Below are 23,268 nucleotides of genomic sequence, written 5' to 3' on the forward strand. Positions count from 1 at the left end.
CGACGAAGCGCCGCCCCGCACCGTTCACCCTGCGGTCCGTCGCTGGACAAACGTCCTGGACGCGCTATTTTGTCTGAGGTCTGTGCCCGGCCGTCCGCCGGTCCCCGACCTTCGAGCCGAGCCGCGCGCCAACCGTTCCGTCGCGGGCCCGACACCCCGGCAGGACAGCCCCGTGCAGCGCGAGCAGCACAGGCAGCGCCTGCCGCAGTCCCGTGAGCCGACCAGGGGAAATGGCACCACGATGCCCGACGACGTCGCACCCGCCGTGGACGAGACCTCCCTCGTCCCGGTCGCCGCCGGCGGACGCCGCCTGCGCTGGTTCGACCTGCCCGTCGCGCTGCGCGACGAGCTCGAGGCGGTCGCCGGGGGACGCGTGGTCGCGGAGACCTCCGTCGTGTCGGGGTTCAGCCCCGGCCTGGCGTCCGTGCTCGAGCTCGACGACGGCCAGCGCCTCTTCGTCAAGGCGGCGCGCTCGGCGGACGAGCCCGTCGCGGCCGACCTGCACCGTGCGGAGGCGAGGATCGCCACCCGGCTGCCGCGCCAGATCCCGACGCCCCGGTTCGCCTGGGGGCACGGTGACGGCGACTGGATCGTCCTCGCGTTCGAGGTGGTCGACGGGCACGTCCCCGCCACCCCGTGGGTGCCCGACGAGCTGGACCGCGTGCTCGCGGCGCTCGAGACGCTGGCAGCCGTCCCGGGCGCGCGGGACATGCGCCTGCCCCCCACGGGCCCCGACTTCGCTCGCCTGTCCACCGGGTGGCGCGCCCTGCGCGACGACCCCGACCCCGGGCTCGCGAGCCTCGTGCCGTGGGCGGCCGAGCACCTCGACGCGCTCGCCGAGGCGGAGCGCAGCGCGCTCGTCGCGTGCGAGGGCGAGTCCTTCGTGCACGGCGACCTGCGCGCCGACAACCTGCTCCTCACGCCGTCGACCGTCTACCTCGTCGACTGGCCGCACGCCTCGCGCGGCGCGGGGTGGCTGGACCTCGCGATGTTCCTGCCGAGCGTCGTCATGCAGGGCGTCGCGGGCGTGGTCGAGCCCGTGACGCCGCAGGCGGAGACCGCGCGACGGGCGCGCGGCGGTGCCTGGGCGGCGGCCACGTTCGCGGCGCACCCGCTCACCCGCGACGTGCACCCCGCCGACCTGCGCGCGGTCGTCGCCGGCATCGCCGGGTACTTCCTCCACTCGGCGCGCAAGCCGGACGTGCCGAGCATCCCGAACCTGCGCCCGTTCCAGCGCGCGCAGGGCGTCGCGGCGGTCGCGTGGCTCGAGCACGTCGGCCTCTGCGACCACTGACCTCCTGGAGCGCCGGACGGCGCCGGTCCCCGCGGGGGTGACCGGCGCCGTCGGGCGCGAGGAGCCGCGCCTCAGTCCTTCCAGACCTGCACGACCGCGGGCCGCGGGCCGGCGAACGCACCGACCGGGACGGGCGCACCGGGCGTCACGTAGTCGGGGAACGCCGACGTCTGCGCGTCGTACGAGCCGTTCTCGCCCGGGTGCTGCACGGCGACGTACACCATGCGGTCCTTCGAGTCGATGACCGGACCGCACGTCTCCGCCTCGCGCGGGACCGAGAGGAACTGCTGGACCCGGCCGCGCTCGCGACCGCTGAGCGGCACCTTGAACAGGCCGTCGCACTTCTGGATCGTGCTCGGCTGACCGTCCGTGGAGATCCAGAGGTTGCCCTCGGCGTCGAACGCGAGGTTGTCGGGGCACGAGATCGGCGACACCTTGTCCTTCGGGTAGCCCGCGAAGTACGTCGAGGCGTTCGTCGCGGGGTCGCCGGCGACGAGGAGGAGGTTCCAGCGGAACGAGCGCGCCGCGGCGTCGTCCCGGTCCTCGACGATCTCGACGACGTGCCCGTCGCGGTTGGTGTTCCGCGGGTTCGGCTCCGTCGCGGCCTCGGTGCCCGACGGCCCGCGCGAGGTGTTGTTCGTGCACGCCACGTACACGCGACCCGTCACCGGGTTCGGCTCGACGTCCTCGGGACGGTCCATCTTCGTCGCGCCGACCTTGTCGGCCGCCACGCGCGTGTAGACCAGCACCTCCTCGACCGACATGCCCTCGACGGCGCTGCGCCCGTCGACCACGAGCGGCAGCCACTCGCCGCGGCCGTCGAACGCGCCGTCGGACGGCAGGGCGCCCGAACCGTCGATCTCGGCGGCCGGCGAGTCCCCGGTGAACCGCGCGACGTACAGCGACCCCTCGCTGAGGAGCGTCTTGTTGTGGCGGCGGGCCCCGTCGCTGTTCCCCGAGCGCATCGTGCGCGAGGAGACGAACTTGTACACGTAGTCGAAGCGCTCGTCGTCGCCCATGTACGCCACCGCGTGGCCGCGCCGGGACAGGATGACGTTCGCGCCCTCGTGCTTGAAGCGCCCGAGCGCGGTGTGCTTCACGGGTGCCTCGCCCGGCGAGTACGGGTCGATCTCGACGATCCAACCGAACCGGTTCGGCTCGTTCTCGTAGCCGGCGTTGCGCGCGTCGAAGCGCGGGTCGTCGAGCTCCCAGCCGTAGCCGGTCGCCGCGTCGCGCAGGCCGTAGCGGGCGTCGTGCCCGGAGCCCGCGGTGCGGAAGTAGCCGTGGAAGTTCTCCTCCCCGGACAGCACCGTGCCCCAGGGCGTCGTGCCGCCGGCGCAGTTGTTCAGCGTGCCGAGGACGCGCGTGCCCGACGGGTCGGCCACCGTCGTGAGCAGGTCGGAGCCCGCGGCCGGCCCGTCGACACGGAACTCCGTGCCGATGTGGACACGGCGGTTCGAACGGCTGTCGGGCACGTACTCCCACGGCTGTCCCGTGCGACGACGCCGGACCTCCACGACCGACATGCCGTGCGCGGCCCGCTCGATCGCGCGCCGGGTCGCGGCGTCGTACGACTCGTCGAACATGATGCCGGGGTTCGTGTACTCGTGGTTCGTCACGAGCAGACCGCGCGTCCCGCGGCCGTCGTCCTTGTGCCGGCCCCACCACCACAGCCCGCGCTCGCGCTCGTAGGGCAGGATGTCGAGGTAGTCGTTGTTGTAGCCGAACTGCAGCGCCTGCTGCTCGGGCGACTGGTTCGCCGGGTCGAACGCGCGGCCCCCGCGCAGGATCGGGTCGCCCCAGCGGATGATCGGTCGCCACGCGTAGCCGTCGGGCACGACGAGCGCGTCGGTCGCGGCCGCCTGGGGGGCGATCGGGCCGAACGACAGCCCCTTGCCCGCGCCGTGGCCTCCCCCGCCCCACCCGCCGTGCGCGGGCACCGCGGCCTGCGCGGAGGGCGCGGTCGCCGTCTGCGCGCCGACCACGACGACCGCGGCACCGACCGCGAGCCCGCCGAGCAGCGCGCGACGCGAGAGCGCCTGCCCGGCGACGTCGCGGAAGTACTCGTTGTCGCTCGCGTTGGGTGCGGCGTGCGAGCACGCGTCGGCGCACTTCAGCCGGCAGGTCACCGGGCTGCGCTTGCCGCGCACGTAGGGCGCGAGGGGCAGCATCGTGCGTTGCTCGGGGGCGGGAGTGATCGTCATCGGGGTCTCCACGGGTCGGGGGGCCTCCTCGTGGCGAGGAGTCGGCCCGACGCTAGGAACGGTCCATGACGACCGGTGTGCCGGCGGGTGGCGAGCGGGTGAACTCTGGATGCCCACCGGGTGGGACCCCGGTGCCCGCCGTGCGGGACCGGGCGTCCCGTCAGCCCTGGTTGGCCCGGTGCTCCCGGATGACCTGCGCCGCCTGCGGCAGCACGTCGGCCAGGTCGCCGACGACGGCGAAGTCGGAGATCTCGAAGAGCGGGCACTCCGGGTCGTTGTTCACCGCGACGACGACCTGCGACGCCTGCATGCCGCCCCGATGGTGCGGGGCGCCCGAGACGCCCGCGCCGATGTACAGGCGGGGTGCGACGGTGACGCCGGTCTGGCCGACGAACTGGTCGTGCCAGCCCTCGTAGACGGCGTCACGCGTCGCGCCGACCGCCGCACCGAGGGCGTCGGCGAGCTCGAGGACGGGCTCGAAGTCGCCGTTCGTCCCGCGCCCGCCGGTGACGACGACCGCCGCCTCGCCGAGCGCGGGGCGTCCCGCCGCGGACGTCGGGTGGACGGTCCGCGAGACGACGCGCGCCGACGTCGCGGCGGCGGACAGGTCGACGGAGAACCCGACGACCTCGGTGGCGACCGCCTCGGGCGCCGGCTCCGGCGCGACGGAGTTCGCGCGGACCGTGAGGACGGCGAGGTCCGTGGTCACGGCGCTGCGCACGTCCCACGACCCCGCGAAGACGCTCTTGTCCGCGACGACGTGCCCGGCGTCCGCGCCGTCGGCGGCCACGTCCAGGGCGGTCGCGTCGACGACGAGGCCGGCGCCGGTCAGGAACGCCAGGCGCGCCGCCGCCTCCTTGTTCGGGAACGAGGAGGTGAGCAGCACGACGTCGGCGTCGGTCGCCCGGACCGCCGCGGCGAGCGCCTCGGCGACGACGGGCGTGAGGTGCGCGACGTCGCCGCCCACCCCGTGCCCGTCGGCCGAGAGCTCGGCCTGACGGACGGTCTCGACGCCGTACGCGCCGAGCTGGGCGAGCACGTCGAGGCTCGGCGCCTCGAGCGCGACGGCCTCGACGCGGCCGACGCCGCGCGCGTGCGTGAGGAGCTCGAGCCCCGGCGAGCGCAGCTCGGTGCCGGGGCTGTCGAGCAGGACGAGGACGGTGCGGTTGCCCGTGGGGACGGTCGCGGAGGTGGTGGCGGTCATGGTGGCGTCCTCTCAGACCAGCTCGTTGCGGATGAGGTACTCGGCGAGCGCGCGGCCGCCCTCACCCTTGTCGACGACGATCTCGACCTCGGGCCGCGGCGGACGCGGCGACGCGGCGAGCACGCGCGTGCGGGCCCCGGCGTCGCCGACCTCCGCGGGCTCGACGTCGAGGTCCGCGAGGCTCCACGCCTCCACCTGCTTCGTGCGGGCCGCCATGATGAGCTTGAAGTTCGGGAAGCGCGGGTCGTTCGCGTGGTCCGTGACGCTCACGACGGCGGGCAGGGAGGCCTCCAGCACCTCGTCGACGCCGTCGAGCTCGCGCGTGACGCGCGCGGTGCGGGCACCCGCCTCGCCGTCGAGCTCCAGCGCGCCGGCGAGCGTGAGCTGCGGCAGTCCCAGCTCCGCGGACAGCAGGGCCGGGACCACGGACCCGAGCCCGTCGAGCGCCGCCATGCCGGTCACCACGAGGTCGACCGGGGACTCGGCGGCCAGACGGCGCACGGCCGCGGCGAGCACCCGCGCGGTGCCGAAGTAGTCCGAGCCGGCGATCGCGTCGTCGCTCACGCGCACGCCACGGTCGACGCCGAGCTGGAACGCCTTCTTCACGGCGGCGTCCGCGTCGGGTCCGGCGACCGTCACGACGACGACCTCGCTCGTGGCCCGCTCCTCCTCCGGCAGGCCCTCGACGACGCGCAGCGCTGCCTCGAGCGCGTTCTCGTCGAGCTCGTTGAGCGTCCCCTCGTCGGAGCGGCGGACGACCCGCCCGCCCTCGAAGCCCCGGTCGGCATGGATGTCCGGGACGTACTTCACGGCGACGACGATCCGCATCGAGTGCTCACTCCCTGTGCTGGGCGGTGGGCGGGCAGCGTGCCCGCCCTGCAACGGAAGCGTACCGGCGGCTGTACGACGGGGCCGGTGACACCCGCCACAATGGACGGGTGCATGCTCCGTCCGACGTCCCGGCGCCTTCCCGCGTCGACCGCCACGCGCCCGTCCCCCGGCTCGGCGTCCACCTCGCCGGTGACGGGGTCGACGTCGCCGTGCAGGCCTCCCACGCGACCGCCGTGGAGCTGTGCCTCGTCGACGCCGTCGACGCCGCGGACGACGGCGGGGATCGCGGTGACGTCGGCGGCGGCGCGGTCGCGTCGCGGTTCCGCGAGCGCCGGGTGGCGCTCGAGGGGCCGGCGTTCGGCGTCTGGCGCGCGCACGTGCCCGGCGTCCGCGCCGGTCAGCGCTACGGCTTCCGCGTCCACGGCCCGTGGGACCCCGCGGCCGGCCTGCGGCACAACCCCGCGAAGCTCCTCGTCGACCCCTACGCGCGCGGCCTCGTGGGCGAGCTCGTCGACGACCCGGCGATCCGCGGCCACGCGGGCGCCGACCCGTACGGGCCTGCCGACGACCGGGACTCCCTGGGGTTCGTGCCGCACTCCGTGGTCGTCGCGGAGCCGACGGGCCCGGTCGCGCCGCGGCCGCACGTCCCCTGGTCGGAGACGGTGGTGTACGAGGCGCACGTGCGCGGGCTCACGCAGCGGCTGGAGGCGCTCCCCGAGCACCTGCGCGGCACGTACGCGGGGCTCGCGCACCCGGTGACGATCGAGCACCTGCGGTCGCTCGGCGTCACGACGATCGAGCTGCTGCCCGTGCACGCGAACGTCCCGGAGCCCCACCTGCTGGCGAGCGGCCGCACCAACTACTGGGGGTACTCGACGCTCGGCTTCTTCGCCCCGCACGCCGCGTACGCGACGCGCGCCGCGCAGGCCGCCGGGCCGGGCGCCGTCCTCGACGAGGTGCGGGGCATGGTCCACCTCCTGCACGAGGCGGGCCTCGAGGTGCTGCTCGACGTCGTCCACAACCACACGTGCGAGGGCGGCGCCGACGGCTACCACCTGTCGTGGCGCGGCCTCGACAACGCGGTGCACTACTTGCACGACGGCGCGACGCCCGCCCGGCTCGCCGACGTCACCGGGACGGGCAACTCGCTCGACTTCCGCCGGCCCGCCGTCGTGCGCGCGGCGCTCGACTCGCTGCGGTACTGGGCAGAGGGCGTGGGCGTGGACGGGTTCCGGTTCGACCTCGCCGTCACGCTCGGGCGCGGCGAGAGCGGCTTCGACCCCGACCACCCGTTCCTCGTCGCGCTCCAGACCGACCCGGTGCTCAGCGGGCTCAAGCTCGTCGCCGAGCCGTGGGACGTCGGACCGGGCGGATGGCGCACGGGCCAGTTCCCGCCGCCGATGGCCGAGTGGAACGACCGCTTCCGCGACGCCGTGCGCCAGTTCTGGCTCGCCGACGCACGTGAGGCGTCGCACGGACGGCCGGGGCACGGCGTGCGCGACCTCGCGACGCGGCTCGCGGGGTCCGCGGACCTGTTCGGCCGCAGCGACCCGCCGCTCCTGCGCGGCCCGGTCGCGTCGGTGAGCTACGTGACGGCGCACGACGGGTTCACGCTCGCCGACCTCGTCGCGTACGACCACAAGCACAACCTCGCCAACGGCGAGGGCAACCGGGACGGCACGAACGACAACCGGTCGTGGAACCACGGGCTCGAGGGTCCGGTCTCGACGCCGGACGCGACGACCACCGTGTCGGGTGCGGCGGGAGGCGGCACGGGAGCGGTCCCCGAGGACCCCCACGGTGCGGACGGCAGCGCGCTCGGTCCCGGTGTCGAGATCGCGCCGCTGCGGCGACGCTCGATCCGCAACCTCTTCGCGACGCTCGTGCTCGCGGCCGGCACGCCCATGATCACGGCCGGCGACGAGATGGGCCGTACCCAGCGGGGCAACAACAACGCGTACGTGCAGGACGGCGAGACGTCGTGGGTCTCGTGGGACCTGTCGCCGTGGCGCAAGGACCTCCTCGCCACCGCCCGGTACCTGCTCGCGCTGCGTCGCGAGCACCCGGCGCTGAGACCCGACACGTTCTACACCGGGCGTCCCGTACCCGGGTCGCACGTGCCCGGGGTGCCCGACCTCGTCTGGTTCGACGCCGACGGCGAGCTGCTCGACCACGCGACGTGGCACGACCCGCAGGTGCGCACGCTCCAGATGCTGCGCACCGCGCCGGAGCCCGGCGCGAGCGACGTCCTCGTCGTCCTGGCGGGCTCCCTCGACGCCGTCGACGTGACGCTGCCGAGCGTGCGCGCCGCGGCCGGTGAGGCCCTCGAGCGGTGGTCCCTCGTGTGGGACTCCGACTGGGAGCACCCCGACGACCAGGGCGACGAGGACGCCCGGGCGGGCGACGTCGTCGTGCTCGAGCCGCTCAGCGTGCGGGTGTACGTCTCCCCCACCCCGCCGAGGTAGTACCCCGGTCCCGCGAGGTCGAGGCTCCCGCCCGTGCACGGTGTGCTCTAGTGTTCGCGCATGGGTGACACCGTGGTCGACTCCTCCGTCAGCTCGCACACCGTCGAGAACCCCGATGTCGTCGTCGTGGGGGCAGGCCTCGCCGGGCTCGTCGCCGCGACGGAGCTCACCGCCGCCGGTCGTCGCGTCGTGCTGCTCGACCAGGAACCCGCAGCGAGCCTCGGGGGTCAGGCGTGGTGGTCGTTCGGCGGCCTGTTCCTCGTCGGGTCGCCCGAGCAGCGCCGCATGGGCGTCACGGACTCGGCCGAGCTCGCGTTCGACGACTGGCTCGGGTCCGCGCAGTTCGCCGCCGGCGCCGACCGTGGCGAGGGACCGGACCGGCACGGGTACGCGTGGGCCCGGGCGTTCGTGGACTTCGCCGCGGGCGACATGAGGTCGTGGCTGCACGCCAAGGGCGTGCGGTGGTTCCCGCTCGTGCAGTGGGCCGAGCGCGGCGGGTACCCCGTGCTCGCGGGCGCCGACGGCGGCGCCTCGGGGGCGCACGGCAACTCGGTCCCGCGCTTCCACGTCACGTGGGGCACCGGTCCCGCCGTCCTCGAGCCGTTCGTCCGCGCCGCGCTCGACGCGCGGGCCGCCGGTCTGCTCGACCTCCGGTTCCGGCACCGCGTGACGTCGCTCGTCGTGACCGACGGCGCGGTCACGGGCGTGCGCGCGGAGGTCCTCGCGCCGTCGGACGTGGAGCGCGGTGCACCCTCCTCGCGGGACGTGGTCGGCGACGTCGAGATCGCGGCGAGCGCCGTCGTCGTGACGTCGGGCGGGATCGGCGCGAACCACGAGCTCGTGCGCTCCCGGTGGCCGAGGGCGGCGGGGACGTTGCCGGCGCGGATGCTCTCGGGCGTCCCGGACTCCACGGACGGGCTGATGATCGGCGTCGCGGCCGGCGCGGGTGCCGCGCTCGTGCACGAGGACCGCATGTGGCACTACCCCGAGGGCATCGCCAACCACTCCCCCGTGTGGACCGATCACGGCATCCGCATCCTGCCCGGGCCGAGCTCTCTGTGGCTCGACGCCGACGGCAACCGGCTCCCCGCGCCGCTGTTCCCGGGCTTCGACGCGCTCGGCGCGCTACAGCACGTCACGGAGCGCGGCGACGACCACTCCTGGTTCGTGCTCAACAAGGCGATCATGGAGAGCGAGTTCGCGCTCTCGGGCTCCGAGCAGAACCCCGACCTCACGGGCAAGGACGTGCGCCTGCTCGCGCAGCGCGTGCTGCCGGGCGCCGTCGGGCCGGTCGCGCGGTTCGCCGAGCAGTCGCCCGAGTTCGTGTGGGCCGACACCCCCGAGGAGCTCGCGGGCCGCATGAACGCGCTCGTCGACGCGACGCCCGGCTCGCGCGGTCACGTCGACGCCGCGGCGCTCGCCCGGCTCGTCCACCTCCGCGACGAGCAGGTCCGCACCGGGCTCGGCAAGGACCCGCAGGTCGTCGCGACCGCGATGGCCCGCCGCTACCGCGTCGACCGGCTCATCCGCGTCTCCCCGCCGCGCCCGCTCACGACGCCGAAGGACGGGCCCCTGCTCGCCGTGCGGCTCTCGGTGCTCACGCGCAAGACGCTCGGCGGGCTGTGGACCGACACGTCGGCGCGCGTCCTGCGCGCGGACGGCTCCGTGCTGCCCGGCCTCTGGGCCGCCGGCGAGGCGGCCGGGTTCGGCGGCGGCGGGGTGCACGGGCACCGCGCGCTCGAGGGCACGTTCCTCGGCGGCTGCCTCTTCTCGGGGCGGGTCGCCGGCCGGGCGCTCGCGGCCGAGCTCGCCTGACTCCCAGCGAGCGAGGCCCCGGTCGCCACGGGACGGGACGGGGCGGGACGCGACGGGACGGGACCACGATCGCCCCGGATCGGCGGTCTCGCCGCCTCGGTCCCTCGGCACGCGGCCGGTAGGGTCACCGACCATGACCGTGCACGACGACGCGAGCGAGCCGGACGACGTCGCGCACCCGGAGACCGGCCGGACGCCCGACGTCCCCGTGGACGCCGCCGCGTGCGAGCGGTTCTTCCGACGGAACGGCCTCCCGCTCCTCGTCGAGGGCCACTCGCTCGACCGTGACGTGTTCGGCCGATCGGCACCGTTCCTCCTCGTCGTGCTGCTCGCCGAGCTGTCCGGTGCCGTCCGGATGGGCTGGCCGGCCTGGGCGAACGTGCTCGCGCTGCTCGGGGGCGCCGCGCTCGTGGGGGCGGCCTACGCCGCGCTCAACGTGCTGCGTGGCCGGCGGTGGACGACCCTGCCGCAGTCCGTCGGTCTTCCCGAGCTCGCGTTCTTCGTCCTCGTGCCGGCCCTGCTCCCCCTGGTGTTCGGCGGACAGTGGGTCGACGCGCTGGTCACCGTCGTCGGGAACCTCGTGCTGCTGGGAGTCGTGCGCGTCGTCGTGGGCTACGGGGTGCTGTCGTCGCTGTGGTGGGGACTGGCGCGCGTCGTCGACGAGCTGGGGGCGTCGTTGCTGCGGCTCGTGCGCCTCCTGCCGCTGCTGCTCGTGTTCTCGCTGGTGCTGTTCTACAACGCCGAGGTCTGGCAGGTGTTCGACCGGACGCACGGCGTCGCCGACCTCGTGCTCGGCGGGTTCTTCCTCCTGCTGGTCGTGCTCTTCGTGGCGCTGCGCGTGCCCGGCGAGGCGCGTGAGTCGCTCGCCGACGCTGCGGCAGACGTGCCCGACGGCGAGCTCGCCGCCCGCTTCAGCCGGCGCCAGATGGCGAACCTCGCCGCGATGATCGCGACGAGCCAGCTGCTGCAGGTGCTCGTCGTGAGCCTCGGCATGGGCGTGTTCTTCATGGCGCTCGGCACGCTCACCGTCACGCCGGAGGTCATGGCGCTGTGGGACGTCGACGGCGGCACGTGGCAGCGCACCGTCGAGCTCGCGGGCGGCTCGGGCGTCGAGGGCGCGCAGCTCGTCGTCACGCAGACGCTGCTGCGCGTGTCCGTCGCGATCGCCACGTTCACCGGGCTGTACTACGCCATCTCCGTGCAGGTCGACGCGGTATACCGCGAGGAGTTCGTCGAGGGCATCGGCACCCAGCTGCGCGACGTCCTGCGCACCCGAGCCCGCTACCTCACCCTCGTCCCTCGCGAGATAGACGCCCCAGCCGCGAGATAGAGCTCCCGGAGCCCTTTCTCGCGACCGCGCGCTCTATCTCGCGGCGCGTCGAACGAGCGCCGACCGGATTCTGCGGACGAGCAGATCCGGGTCCGCGAGGTCGCCCCAGGTGACCCGCAGGACGAACCACCCCGCCTCCACGAGCGCGTCGTGACGTGCCTTCTCCGCAAGCAGCCGTCCTTGCGGGTCGCCGAACTCGCCGCCGGAGTACTTGACCGCGCCGTCGAACTCGACGGCGACCCGCTGCTCCGTCCAGGCGAGGTCGAGCCGGTACTCGCCACGCCAGGTCGACACCACGTGGTTCGGCTCCGGACGCGAGAGTCCTCCGTCGACCGCGATCCACCGGACCGCGCTCTCACCCGGGGACTCCGACCGGCCGTCGGCCTCGGCCAGCACCCGCCGTGCTCGCCGCACGCCTCGCCCACCGGCGGCAGCCTCGAGCACCGCCGCGACCCGCCCGATGTCCGCGCCGGCACGGAGGCCGGAGTCCGCGACGACGATCCCGGCCGTGGGCGCGAGATGGCGTGCGCAGTCGACGATGGTCCGCTCGAGCGACGTGACCGGCAACCCGTCGACCTCACCTCGGTCCGTCACGGGGAGTGGCGTCCAGTGCCGCCGGACACCTGGATCTGCACGACGCCGCACGGAGGGGTTCCCGAGCTGCGTCACGTGGACCTCCTCGGCGAGGCGCCACGTCCAGAGCCCGTGCAGGACGGCTGCCGTCGAGTGGCTGAACCAGAAGTCCGTCGTCAGCCGCTCGGCGAGCGCGACGGCCTGCACCACGACCGACTCCCTCCTGCGCTGCGCCGGAGGCGTCCGAGAAGAGGGGGTGGTCACGTAGATCCCCCGGCGCGCCCGCACGAGCGTGCCGCGACGGAGGTCACCGGCGATCTCCGCGCGCCGCTCCGCGGAGAAGCGCACCACGGATGGCAGGGGCGCGTTCCACGCGTCGTCGGCACGTCCCGGCGGACGACGTGTTCCTCTCGGAATTCGACCCGCCGCCCGCCGCGCCGCCTCGGCATCGTGCCCGTCCGTGTCCATGCGGCACAGCGTGGCCGAGCCGGACCGCCGTCGCCAGACCGAGCGGCGGGCCTGTGGACGAGCGGACGACCCGTCGCCGTCACCTCGCCCTGGCGCGCTGCCCGCGACGTAGAGCCCGCGGTCGTGAGGTAGAACGCGGCGGGTTCTACCTCACGACCGCGGCTTCTATCTCGCGATCACGCCTCGGTGTCAGGCGTTGGCGACCAGGCCGAGCTCGGCGACGCTCGGCAGGCCGGTGTGCTTCGGCACGACGCGCACCGTGTAGCCGAACGGGCCCGACGACTCGAGCACGACCTCGCCCGCGAAGGCGTGGCGGCCCGCCTCGTACGTCTCCGCGAGCGCCAGCGGCTCCGCGGTGAACTCCTCGATCACGTCGGCCTCGGTGACGCGTCCGTGCACGACCTGCACCTCGACGTCCTCCGGGCGCAGGTCCCCGAGCGAGACGTACGCGCGCACGGTGAGCCTGTCGCCGACCTGCGGCACCTCGCTGATGCCGCTCGAGTCGACGTGGTCGACGCGCACGCGCGACCAGCCGTCCCGCACCGACCGCTTCCAGTGCGCGAGCTCGCGCGCGCGCTCGAGGCCGTCGGCGGCGAGCGCCCGGCCCGCGACGGCGGCGGGGGCGTAGAGCCTGGTCACGTACTCGCCGACCATGCGCGTGGCCTGCACCTTCGGCCCGAGCGTCGCGAGCGTGTGCCGCACCATCTCGAGCCACCGCTCGGGCACCCCGTCGGCGGAGCGGTCGTAGAACCGCGTCGCGACCTGCTGCTCGACGAGGTCGTAGAGCGCCGCCGCCTCGAGGTCGTCGCGGCGGTCCGGGTCGTCGACGCCGTCGGCGGTCGGGATGGCCCAGCCGTTCTCGCCGTCGAACCACTCGTCCCACCACCCGTCGAGGATCGACAGGTTGAGGCCGCCGTTGAGGGCCGACTTCATGCCCGACGTGCCCGACGCCTCGAGGGGGCGCAACGGGTTGTTGAGCCACACGTCGCAGCCCGGGTAGAGCGACTGCGCCATGGCGATGTCGTAGTTCGGCAGGAAGACGATGCGGTGGCGCACCTCGGGGTCGTCCGTGAACCGGACGAGCTGCTGGATGAGCCGCTTGCCCTGGTCGTCCGCGGGGTGCGACTTGCCCGCGACGACGAGCTGCACCGGGCGCTCCGGGTGCAGCAGGAGCGCCTTGAGCCGCGCGGGGTCGCGCAGCATGAGGGTGAGCCGCTTGTACGTGGGCACGCGGCGCGCGAAGCCGATGGTCAGCACGTCGGGCGAGAGCACGTCGTCGATCCAGCCGAGCTCGGCCGGGCTCGCGCCGCGCTCGCGCCAGGACTTGCGCACCCGGCGTCGCGCCTCGTCGACGAGGCGTCCGCGCATCTCGCGCCGGATCGCCCACAGCTCCGCGTCGCTCACGGCGGGGCCGTCGCCGGCAGGCCCGTCGCCCACACCCTCGCGACCGGTCCGCAGCCAGCCCGACGACGCGTCGTCGGCCGTGAGCTCGTCGAGCCCGAGCCGCTCGGCCTCCAGGGCCGCGAGCGCCGGGTCGACCCAGGTCGGCGAGTGGACGCCGTTGGTCACGGAGGTGATGGGCACCTCGCGCGCGTCGAAGCCCGGCCACAGGCCTTCGAACATCCCGCGCGACACCTGCCCGTGCAGGAGCGAGACGCCGTTGGCCCGGCCGCCGAGCCGCAGTCCCATGACGGCCATGTTGAACACCGTGGGGTCGCCACCGTCGTAGTCCTCGGCGCCCAGCGCGAGGATGCGGTCGACGGGCAGGCCGTCGACGGCCATGTCCCCGCCGAAGTACTGCGTGACGAGGTCCCGCCCGAAGCGGTCGATGCCGGCGGGCACCGGGGTGTGCGTCGTGAACACCGTCGCGGCGCGCACGGCCTCGAGCGCCTCCTCGAACGTCAGGCCCTGCTCGACGAGCTCGAGGATCCGCTCGACGCCGAGGAAGCCCGCGTGGCCCTCGTTGGTGTGGTAGACCTCCGGCGTCGGGGCGCCGGTGAGCCGCGACCACAGCCGCAGCGCCCGGACACCGCCCACCCCGAGGAGCAGCTCCTGCTGGAGGCGGTGCTCGCCACCGCCGCCGTACAGGCGGTCGGTCACCTTGCGCGCCGCCTCGTCGTTGCCCGGCACGTTGGAGTCGAGGAGCAGCAGCGGCACGCGACCGACGGCCGCGACCCACACGTGGGCGTGGAGCGCGCGCCCGCCCGGCAGCGCGAGCGACACGCGGGCCGGCGTCCCGTCGTCCTCGCGCAGGAGCGTGAGCGGCAAGCCGTCCGGGTCGAGCAGCGGGTAGGTCTCGACCTGCCAGCCGTCGCGCGTGAGCGACTGCTTGAAGTACCCGGCGCCGTACAGGAGCCCGACGCCGACGATCGGCACGCCGAGGTCGCTCGCGCTCTTGAGGTGGTCGCCCGCGAGGATGCCGAGGCCTCCCGAGTACTGCGGGAGCACCGACGTGATGCCGAACTCGGGCGAGAAGTAGGCGATCGCCGCGGGCAGCGCGTCCGCATCCCCCGCCGCCGCGTCGCCGGTGTCCACGCCACCGACCGCGCGGGAGGCCGCCTGCTGCTGGTACCACAGGTCGTCCTGCAGGTAGTGGCGCAGGTCGTCGGCGGCGGCGCGCACGCGCTCGACGAAGGCTGAGTCGCCGGCGAGCTCGGCGAGCCGCTCGGGGCCGAGCACGCCCAGCAGCGCGACGGGGTCCCCGTGCACGGTCGACCAGCACTCGGGGTCGATCCCGGCGAACAGGTCGTGCGTCGGCGCGTGCCACGACCAGCGCAGGTTGTGGGCCAGCTCGTCGAGGTCGCGCAGCGCGGCGGGCAGCAGGGTGCGGACGGTGAACCGTCGGATCGCTCTCACGGGGACGAGACTACGCAGCCCGACGACCCGGCACACCCCGTCCGTGTCACCTCGGCGTAACGCTTGCATGAAATCTCGGCCACCCGTCCCGGCGCGCCGAGAGTGCTCCCCAGGTGCCGGGCCCCCGCAGGCCTCGCTACGTTGTCCGTGTGACGTCGACCCCGCCGGCCAGCGCCCCCCTCCGCTCGCCCGTCCCCTCGGTCTCCCCCGCGACGCCGATCGGCCGCATCCCCGTGCTCGAGGTCTCGCCCGTCGTCGAGGGCGGCCGGTGGCCCGCCAAGGCCGTCGTGGGCGAGATGGTCCCGATCGAGGCCACCGTGTTCCGCGAGGGGCACGACGCCGTCGCGGCGACCGCGGTCCTCGTCGCCCCCGACGGGACCGAGCGCACCGCGCGCATGGTCGACGTCGCGCCCGGCCTCGACCGGTTCCGCGCCACGCTGCACCCGGACGTGGAGGGACCGTGGTCCCTGCGCGTCGAGGCGTGGAGCGACCCCTACGGGACCTGGGCGCACGACGCGACGATCAAGATCGAGGCGGGGGTCGACGTCGACCTCATGCTCGCCGAGGGCGTGCGGCTCTTCGAGCGCGTCCTGGCCGACGGCGTCCGCGACCCCGACGACGCCCGCACGCTCGCCGACGCCGCGGCCGCTCTCGCCGACGCGGGCCGCCCCGCCCTCGCCCGCCTCGCCGCGGCGACGGCCCCCGAGGTGCGCGAGGCCCTGGACCGCGCCCCGCTGCGCGACCACGTGACGGCGTCGGCCACGTACGCCCTGCGCGTGGAGCGCCCGCTGGCGCTCGCGGGCGCGTGGTACGAGATGTTCCCGCGCTCCGAGGGGGCGCGCCGGCTCAAGGACGGGCGCTGGCGCTCGGGCACGTTCACGAGCGCTGCCCGGCGCCTGCCGGCGATCGCGGCGATGGGCTTCGACGTCGTCTACCTCACGCCGGTCCACCCGATCGGCACCACGCACCGCAAGGGCCGCAACAACTCCCTCACGGCGCTCCCGGGCGACCCCGGCAGCCCGTACGCGATCGGCTCGAAGGACGGCGGTCACGACGCGATCCATCCCGAGCTGGGCAGCGAGCGCACCTTCAAGGCCTTCGTCAAGGAGGCCCGGCGCAACGGGCTCGAGGTCGCGATCGACCTCGCGCTGCAGTGCTCGCCCGACCACCCGTGGGTGAGCGAGCACCCGGAGTGGTTCACGACGCGCGTCGACGGCTCGATCGCGTACGCGGAGAACCCCCCGAAGAAGTACCAGGACATCTACCCGCTGAACTTCGACAACGACCCCGAAGGCATCTACGCCGAGGTGCTGCGCGTCGTGCGCGTGTGGATCGCGCGGGGCGTCACGGCGTTCCGCGTCGACAACCCGCACACCAAGCCGCTCGACTTCTGGGAGTGGCTGCTCGCCGAGGTGCGGCGCACGAACCCCGAGGTGATCTTCCTGTCGGAGGCCTTCACCAAGCCCGCGATGATGCACACGCTCGCGCGCATCGGCTTCCACCAGTCGTACACGTACTTCACGTGGCGCAACACGCGCACCGAGCTCGCGGAATACCTCGAGGAGGTGTCGGGGCCAGCGGGCGCGTACATGCGCCCGTCGTTCTGGCCGACGACGCACGACATCCTGCCGCCGTACCTCCAGCACGGCGGGGTGGCCGGGTTCGCGGTCCGCGCGGTGCTCGCGGCGCTCGGCGCGCCGACGTGGGGCGTCTACTCCGGCTACGAGCTCGTCGAGAACGTCCCGCGACCGGGCGTCGAGGAGCAGATCGACAACGAGAAGTACGAGTACAAGCCGCGCGACTGGGCGGCGGCCGAGGAGATCGGCATCTCGACCCTGCTCACCCGGCTCAACGAGATCCGTCGCGACCACCCGGCGCTGCGCCAGCTCCGCAACCTCACGGTCCACCCGACGACGAACGACCAGGTGCTCGCGTTCTCGCGGCACCTGCCCGCCGAGCACTCCCCGACGGGCGAGGCGGACACGGTGGTCGTCGTGGTGAACCTCGACCCGCACTCGCCGCAGGAGTCCGACGTCCACCTCGACCCCATCACGCTCGGCCTGCCCGCGCCCGCGGAGGGTCACGATCCGTGGGCGCCGTCGTTCGTCGCGCACGACGAGCTGTCGGGCGACAGCTACGGCTGGGGCGAGAACGTGTACGTGCGGCTCGAGCCCCTGCGCCAGGTCGCGCACGTCGTGCACGTCAGGCCGTCATGACGCCGCGCGCAGGAGACGGCACGTCCTGGGTCGCGGGCATGCCCGCGACGGCCCGCGGGGTCGCCGCGGGCCCGGCACCCGTGCCGCCGATCACCGCGCCGGTCCCGATGGCGGCGCTGCCGCCGCGCCGTCAGCCGGTGGCGACGACCGAGACCCGTCCCGGCCTCTCCGACGACCCGGACTGGTACCGCACGGCCGTGTTCTACGAGGTCATCGTGCGTGCGTTCTCCGACTCGGACGGCTCCGGCACGGGCGACCTGCGCGGCCTCGTCGACCGCCTGGACTACCTGCAGTGGCTCGGCATCGACGCGCTCTGGCTGCCGCCGTTCTTCCCGTCGCCGCTGCGCGACGGCGGGTACGACGTGTCGGACTACACCGCCATCGCGCCGCAGTACGGGTCGACGTCCGACTTCGCCGAGCTGGTCCGTGAGGCGCACGCGCGCGGCATCCGCGTCGTCATCGACCTCGTCATGAACCACACGAGCGACCAGCACCCGTGGTTCCAGGCGTCGCGCGCCGACCCCGAGGGCCCGTACGGGGACTTCTACGTGTGGAGCGACGACGACTCGCGCTACCCCGACGCGCGCATCATCTTCGTGGACACCGAGACGTCGAACTGGACGTTCGACCCCGTGCGCCGCCAGTTCTTCTGGCACCGGTTCTTCTCCCACCAGCCGGACCTCAACTTCGAGAACCCGCGCGTCGCCGACTCGATGCTCGACGTCGCGCGCTTCTGGCTGCAGATGGGCGTCGACGGGTTCCGGCTCGACGCGGTGCCGTACCTCTACGAGGAGGAGGGCACGAACTGCGAGAACCTCCCCCGTACGCACGACTTCCTGCGCCGGGTGCGGAAGATGGTCGACACCGAGTTCCCCGGCCGCATCCTGCTCGCCGAGGCGAACCAGTGGCCGCGCGAGGTCGTGGACTACTTCGGCACCGAGGAGGAGCCGGAGTGCCACATGTGCTTCCACTTCCCGGTGATGCCGCGCATCTTCTACGCGATCCGGGACCAGCGGGCGAACCAGGTCCTCGAGATCCTCGCGGACACGCCCGACATCCCGCCCGGCGCCCAGTGGAGCACGTTCCTGCGCAACCACGACGAGCTCACGCTGGAGATGGTCTCCACCGAGGAGCGCGCGTCGATGTACGGCTGGTACGCGCAGGACCCGCGCATGCGCGCGAACGTCGGGATCCGACGCCGGCTCGCGACGCTGCTCGACAACTCGCGCAAGGAGGTCGAGCTCGCCCACGCGCTGCTCCTCTCGCTGCCGGGCAGCCCGTGCCTGTACTACGGCGACGAGATCGGCATGGGCGACAACATCTGGCTCCCCGACCGCGACGCCGTCCGCACGCCCATGCAGTGGACGCCCGACCGCAACGCCGGCTTCTCGACGGCCGACCCCGGCAAGCTGTACCTCCCGCTCGTCCAGTCGCTCGTGCACCACTACGGGTACACCAACGTCGAGGCGCAGCTCGAGCAGTCGACGTCCCTGCTGCACTGGGTGCACGGCATGCTCAAGGTCCGTCGTCGTCACCCCGCCTTCGGCACGGGAGACTTCGTCGCGCTCGAGTGCGACAACGAGTCGATCCTCGCGTTCCTGCGCCGCTCGCCCCAGGAGACCCTGCTGTGCGTGGCGAACCTGTCGGCGACGGCGCGCTCCGCGACCGTGCGGCTGCCCGACCATGCGGGGGCGACGCTGACCGACGTGTTCGGCGGCGCCCGCTTCCCCGACGTCGGCGAGGACGGCGGGGTCTCCATGACCTGGGGCTCGCGCGACTTCTACTGGCTCGTCGTGGGCCAGCGGGACGAGGACGACTGACCGAGCTCGAACATCGCCGCCTTCTCGACCACGGCGGCGCGCTCGCCGCACGCCTCGCACGTGAACCAGTTCACGATCGAGACGACGTGCCGCAGGGGCACCGACTCGCTCGTCAGCCGTACGTCGTGGTGCTCGCAGTCCATGGCCCTGTCCTTCGGTCGGTGCTCCTTCGCGGCGCCCGTCGCCACCTGCGAACCGTCCCACGAGCCACCGACACGGGCACCCGTCCCTCTTCCTCGCGCCGCCCTGGCGGGCGCGGGTCACGGCCCCGGGGCGGCGCGCCGCGCGGACCCGTGGTGCCATGGGAGGCGACCCGACCGACCGAAGGAGACGCGTGGCCCCACGACGGACCGACCTCCCCTCCCCGGCGCTCCTCGCGCTCCTCGACGACTGGCTCCCCGGGCGGCGCTGGTACCCGGTCAAGGGCGTCGAGGTGCGCCACGTCCCGTGGATCTCGTTCGCGCTCGACGAGCCCGACGGGGCGCCCCGTGCCACCGGAGGCGCACCGCGCGTCGTGCTCCACCTGCTCCGGCTCGTGGGCGACGGCGTGGAGCTCGTGGTCCAGGTCCCCGTGGTCCTCGAGCCCGACGACGCGGCGGTGACCGTCGGCCCGTCCCGCATCGGCGAGGTCGTCGAGGACGGGGTCACCTGGGTCGTGCACGACGGCGCCGCGCACCCCGCGGGCTGGGCGGCGCTCCTCGCGGCGTCCGCGTGGGACGACGCCGCGCCCGCCGCCGTGGACCTCGAGGGCGGCCGCGCCCTCGCGGTCGAGCAGTCCAACAGCTCGGTGCTCCTGCCGGGGACGGCGGGCGGCACGATGCTCAAGGTCCTGCGCGCCATCGCGATCGGGCCGAACCCCGACCTGACGATCCCGCGCGCGCTCGCCGCGCAGGGGTGGGCGGGCGTGCCCCGCCCGCTCGCGTGGCTCGAGGTGACCTGGGGTCCGGAGGACGACGCCGCAGCACGTCCGGAGCGGGCGCTGCCGGGCCCCGACCCGGAGGCGGACGGCGGCCCCGGGTCGGCGCCCGAGCGCTCGGCGCACCTCGCGATCCTCAGCGAGTTCGTCGACGGCGCGCGCGACGGCTTCGACCTCGCGTGCGCCTACGCGGGCCAGGACGCGTCGTTCGCCGACCTCGCCGTCGACCTCGGCCGCGTCCTCGCCGACCTGCACGCGGCGCTGCGCGAGGCGTTCGGCACCGGGTCTCCGGTGGACGCCCCGTGGCTCGTCGCCGACCTGCGCCGCCGGTCCGACGAGGCCGTCGCGTCGTCGCGCGCCCTCGCCCGCCGTGCCGAGGCCGTCGCCGCGTTCTGGGACCGCACGGCCGCGCGCCTCGAGGGCGTCACGCGCGTCCCCGACGCCCTCCCCCGGCTCCAGACGGTCCACGGCGACCTGCACCTCGGTCAGGTGCTCCACGCGCGCCGCTTCGGCTGGAAGGTGCTCGACTTCGAGGGCGAGCCGTTGCGCCCCGTCGCGGAGCGCACGCGACCCGACCTCGCGCTGCGCGACGTCGCCGGCATCGTCCGCTCGTTCGACTACGCCGCGGCGGTGGGGCGGGCGACGAACCCCGGCTGGGCCGTGCAGGCACGCAGCGCGTTCCTCGACGCGTACGCGCGGGCCGACACCGCCGGGGTGGACCGCGAAACGTCCGAGGCGCTCGTGCGGGCGCTCACGCTCGACAAGGCGCTCTACGAGGTCGTGTACGAGTCGCGCAACCGGCCCGACTGGGAACCCATCCCGCTGGCCGCCGTCGACCGCCTTGTCGCCGGGGACGGCTGACGCCGGGCACGACGTCGGGAGGCCCTCCCGGCGAGCCCGTCATGTGGGGGAAACGGGGACGTGGAAAGGTTGGGTCATGACCGGCCCTGCCACATCGCCCACCCCGCCTCCCGTCGTCGCACCGCCGGAGGCGCTCGCCGCGACCGCGTCCGGACGGACGTTCGACCCGCACGCGGTGCTCGGCCCCCACCTCGCGCCCGACGCCGACGACGCCCGCGCCGTCGTGCGCGTGCTGCGCCCCCTCGCGGACGAGGTCGTCGTGGTGACGCTCGAGGGCGAGCACCCGGCCGTGCACGAGCAGGACGGGGTGTGGGCCGCCGTCGTGCCGGTTCCCGTGGGCGACGACGGTGCGCGCCACGCACCGGACTACCGGGTCCGCGCGCGCTACGGCGACGCGACCACGACCGGGGACGACCCGTACCGCTTCCTGCCGACCGTCGGCGAGGTGGACCAGCACCTGATCCGCGAGGGTCGTCACGAACAGCTCTGGACGGCGCTCGGAGCGAACGTGAGGTCGTTCCCCAGCGTCCTCGGCGCGTCGACCGGCACCGCGTTCGCCGTCTGGGCGCCGAACGCCCGCGCGGTGCGCGTGATCGGGGACTTCAACGGCTGGGGCGGCACGCACCCGATGCGCTCCCTCGGGTCGACCGGCGTCTGGGAGCTGTTCGTCCCCGGCGTGGTCGGCGGCGCCCGCTACAAGTACGAGATCCTCGGCCCCGACGGCTCGTGGCGGCAGAAGGCCGACCCCCTCGCGAAGAGCGCCGAGGTCCCTCCCGCCACCGCGAGCGTCGTCGTCGAGTCCTCCTTCGCGTGGTCCGACGACGCGTGGCTCGCCGAGCGCGCCTCCCGCGACCCGCACGCCGGGCCCCTCAGCGTCTACGAGGTCCACCTCGGCTCGTGGCGCCAAGGGCTGTCGTACCGGGACCTCGCGGACCAGCTCACCGGCTACGTCGTCGAGCAGGGCTTCACCCACGTCGAGCTCCTGCCCGTCGCCGAGCACCCGTTCGGCGGCTCGTGGGGCTACCAGGTCACCGGCTACTACGCGCCCACGTCCCGCTTCGGGCACCCCGACGACTTCCGGTACCTCGTCGACCGGCTGCACGCCGCGGGCGTCGGCGTGATCGTCGACTGGGTCCCCGCCCACTTCCCGCGCGACGAGTGGGCCCTCGCCCGCTTCGACGGCACGCCGCTGTACGAGCACGCCGACCCCCTGCGCGGCGAGCAGCCCGACTGGGGCACGTTCGTCTTCGACTTCGGGCGCAACGAGGTGCGCAACTTCCTCGTCGCCAACGCGACCTACTGGTTCGAGGAGTTCCACGTCGACGCGCTGCGCGTCGACGCCGTCGCCTCGATGCTCTACCTCGACTACTCGCGCGGCCCCGGGCAGTGGCACCCCAACGTGCACGGCGGTCGCGAGAACCTCGAGGCGATCGCGTTCCTCCAGGAGACCAACGCGACCGCCTACCGGCGCACGCCCGGCGTCATGATGATCGCCGAGGAGTCCACCGCGTGGCCCGGCGTCACGCGACCCACGTCGTCGGGGGGCCTCGGGTTCGGGCTCAAGTGGAACATGGGCTGGATGAACGACTCCCTGCGCTACGTCGCCGAGGAGCCGATCAACCGGCGCTACCACCACCACGAGATCACGTTCTCCATGGTCTACGCGTACTCCGAGCAGTTCGTCCTGCCGATCAGCCACGACGAGGTCGTGCACGGCAAGGGCTCGCTCTACGGCAAGATGCCCGGCGACGACTGGCAGAAGCGCGCCGGCGTCCGCGCGTTCCTCGCCTACCAGTGGTCCCACCCCGGTAAGCAGCTCCTCTTCATGGGCAGCGAGATCGGCCAGCACACCGAGTGGAACGAGGGACGCTCGCTCGACTGGGACGGCCTCGCCGCCGACCCGGGCCGGGCCGGGGTCCAGCGTGCCGTGCGCGACCTCAACGCCCTCTACCGCGCGACGCCCGCGCTGTGGGAGCTCGACCACGACCCGTCGGGGTTCGAGTGGCTCGACGCGGACGACGCCGGGCACAACGTGCTCGCGTACGTGCGGCGCGGTCGCGACGGCGGCCAGGTGGCCGTCGTCGTGAACTTCGCCGGGACGCCGCACGAGGGGTACCGGGTCGCCCTCCCGTCCGGCGGGGCGTGGCGCGAGGTGCTCAACACCGACGCCGAGGTGTACGGCGGCTCGGGCGTGGGGAACCTCGGCGTCGTGGAGGCGGAGGCCGTGCCGTGGAAGGGCCGCGCGCACTCCGTGACGCTGCGCGTGCCGCCGCTCGGGGCGCTGTACCTCGTGCCGGCGTAGGTCCCCGTCGGTCGGTCGCCCTGGGTGGTGGGCGCTTCTGATGCTCGCCCTGGGCGGTGGGTGGGGTGGGGGCGCCGGGTCTACCATCCGCCGCTCGTCCCTCGCGGCTCCCG

Annotated in this window: 14 protein-coding genes; 8 read left to right on the top strand and 6 right to left on the bottom strand. The window is 74.2% G+C overall.

Annotated features, from left to right (window positions below; translation table 11 throughout):
* The first annotated feature begins 241 nt into the window (after positions 1-241).
* Complete coding sequence (locus NFS20_RS11245; protein WP_251151849.1) at positions 242-1,294, top strand: aminoglycoside phosphotransferase family protein; 1,053 nt, start codon at positions 242-244, stop codon at positions 1,292-1,294.
* A 71-nt stretch (positions 1,295-1,365) separates the two neighbouring features.
* Here the strand turns inward: NFS20_RS11245 and NFS20_RS11250 are convergent, their stop codons facing one another.
* From NFS20_RS11250 to NFS20_RS11260, 3 genes are all read right to left on the bottom strand, one after another.
* Positions 1,366-3,498, bottom strand: coding sequence for a PhoX family protein (locus NFS20_RS11250; RefSeq protein ID WP_251151850.1), 2,133 nt, complete (start codon positions 3,496-3,498; stop codon positions 1,366-1,368).
* Positions 3,499-3,658: 160 nt separating this feature from the next.
* Positions 3,659-4,702 (bottom strand): electron transfer flavoprotein subunit alpha/FixB family protein, encoded by a 1,044-nt coding sequence (locus NFS20_RS11255; RefSeq protein WP_251151851.1) that lies wholly within the window; start codon positions 4,700-4,702, stop codon positions 3,659-3,661.
* A 12-nt stretch (positions 4,703-4,714) separates the two neighbouring features.
* Entirely contained in the window at positions 4,715-5,530 is an 816-nt protein-coding gene (locus NFS20_RS11260) for an electron transfer flavoprotein subunit beta/FixA family protein (protein WP_251151852.1), read from the bottom strand.
* Between the two features lie 110 nt (positions 5,531-5,640).
* Here NFS20_RS11260 and NFS20_RS11265 point away from each other — a divergent pair, with 110 nt between their 5' ends.
* The 3 genes from NFS20_RS11265 (at position 5,641) to NFS20_RS11275 (ending at position 11,143) form a co-directional block, all read left to right on the top strand.
* Positions 5,641-7,998 (top strand): glycogen debranching protein, encoded by a 2,358-nt coding sequence (locus NFS20_RS11265; RefSeq protein ID WP_251151853.1) that lies wholly within the window; start codon positions 5,641-5,643, stop codon positions 7,996-7,998.
* 60 nt (positions 7,999-8,058) lie between these two features.
* A complete protein-coding gene (locus NFS20_RS11270) occupies positions 8,059-9,813 on the top strand; it encodes an FAD-binding dehydrogenase (RefSeq protein ID WP_251151854.1) in 1,755 nt (584 codons plus the stop codon).
* Positions 9,814-9,946: 133 nt separating this feature from the next.
* Positions 9,947-11,143 carry a hypothetical protein gene (locus NFS20_RS11275; protein ID WP_251151855.1) on the top strand — a complete coding sequence of 399 codons (1,197 nt, stop codon included), beginning with the start codon at positions 9,947-9,949 and terminating at the stop codon, positions 11,141-11,143.
* A 33-nt stretch (positions 11,144-11,176) separates the two neighbouring features.
* Here the strand turns inward: NFS20_RS11275 and NFS20_RS11280 are convergent, their stop codons facing one another.
* Complete coding sequence (locus tag NFS20_RS11280; RefSeq protein WP_251151856.1) at positions 11,177-12,067, bottom strand: hypothetical protein; 891 nt, start codon at positions 12,065-12,067, stop codon at positions 11,177-11,179.
* A gap of 306 nt (positions 12,068-12,373) precedes the next feature.
* Positions 12,374-15,040, bottom strand: a complete 2,667-nt coding sequence (gene glgP, locus NFS20_RS11285) for an alpha-glucan family phosphorylase (RefSeq protein ID WP_251151857.1) — start codon at positions 15,038-15,040, stop codon at positions 12,374-12,376.
* Between the two features lie 149 nt (positions 15,041-15,189).
* Here glgP and NFS20_RS11290 point away from each other — a divergent pair, with 149 nt between their 5' ends.
* Both NFS20_RS11290 and treS read left to right on the top strand, forming a co-directional pair.
* Positions 15,190-17,256: an alpha-1,4-glucan--maltose-1-phosphate maltosyltransferase gene (locus tag NFS20_RS11290; protein WP_285821123.1), complete on the top strand. Its 2,067-nt coding sequence runs from the start codon at positions 15,190-15,192 to the stop codon at positions 17,254-17,256.
* A 107-nt stretch (positions 17,257-17,363) separates the two neighbouring features.
* A complete protein-coding gene (treS, locus tag NFS20_RS11295) occupies positions 17,364-19,076 on the top strand; it encodes a maltose alpha-D-glucosyltransferase (RefSeq protein ID WP_251151894.1) in 1,713 nt (570 codons plus the stop codon).
* On the opposite strand, the gene NFS20_RS11300 is transcribed toward treS, so the two are convergent.
* Positions 19,037-19,219, bottom strand: a complete 183-nt coding sequence (locus tag NFS20_RS11300) for a hypothetical protein (protein WP_251151858.1) — start codon at positions 19,217-19,219, stop codon at positions 19,037-19,039. The two genes, treS and NFS20_RS11300, sit on opposite strands and share 40 nt — an antisense overlap.
* Before the next feature lie 191 nt (positions 19,220-19,410).
* Here NFS20_RS11300 and NFS20_RS11305 point away from each other — a divergent pair, with 191 nt between their 5' ends.
* Together NFS20_RS11305 and glgB are read left to right on the top strand one after the other, a co-directional pair.
* Positions 19,411-20,853 (top strand): maltokinase N-terminal cap-like domain-containing protein, encoded by a 1,443-nt coding sequence (locus tag NFS20_RS11305; RefSeq protein WP_251151859.1) that lies wholly within the window; start codon positions 19,411-19,413, stop codon positions 20,851-20,853.
* 76 nt (positions 20,854-20,929) lie between these two features.
* Entirely contained in the window at positions 20,930-23,155 is a 2,226-nt protein-coding gene (gene glgB / locus NFS20_RS11310) for a 1,4-alpha-glucan branching protein GlgB (RefSeq protein WP_251151860.1), read from the top strand.
* Positions 23,156-23,268: the final 113 nt, after the last annotated feature.

This window comes from Cellulosimicrobium sp. Marseille-Q4280 (genome assembly GCF_943181405.1).
In the GTDB taxonomy this organism is placed as follows: domain Bacteria; phylum Actinomycetota; class Actinomycetes; order Actinomycetales; family Cellulomonadaceae; genus Cellulosimicrobium.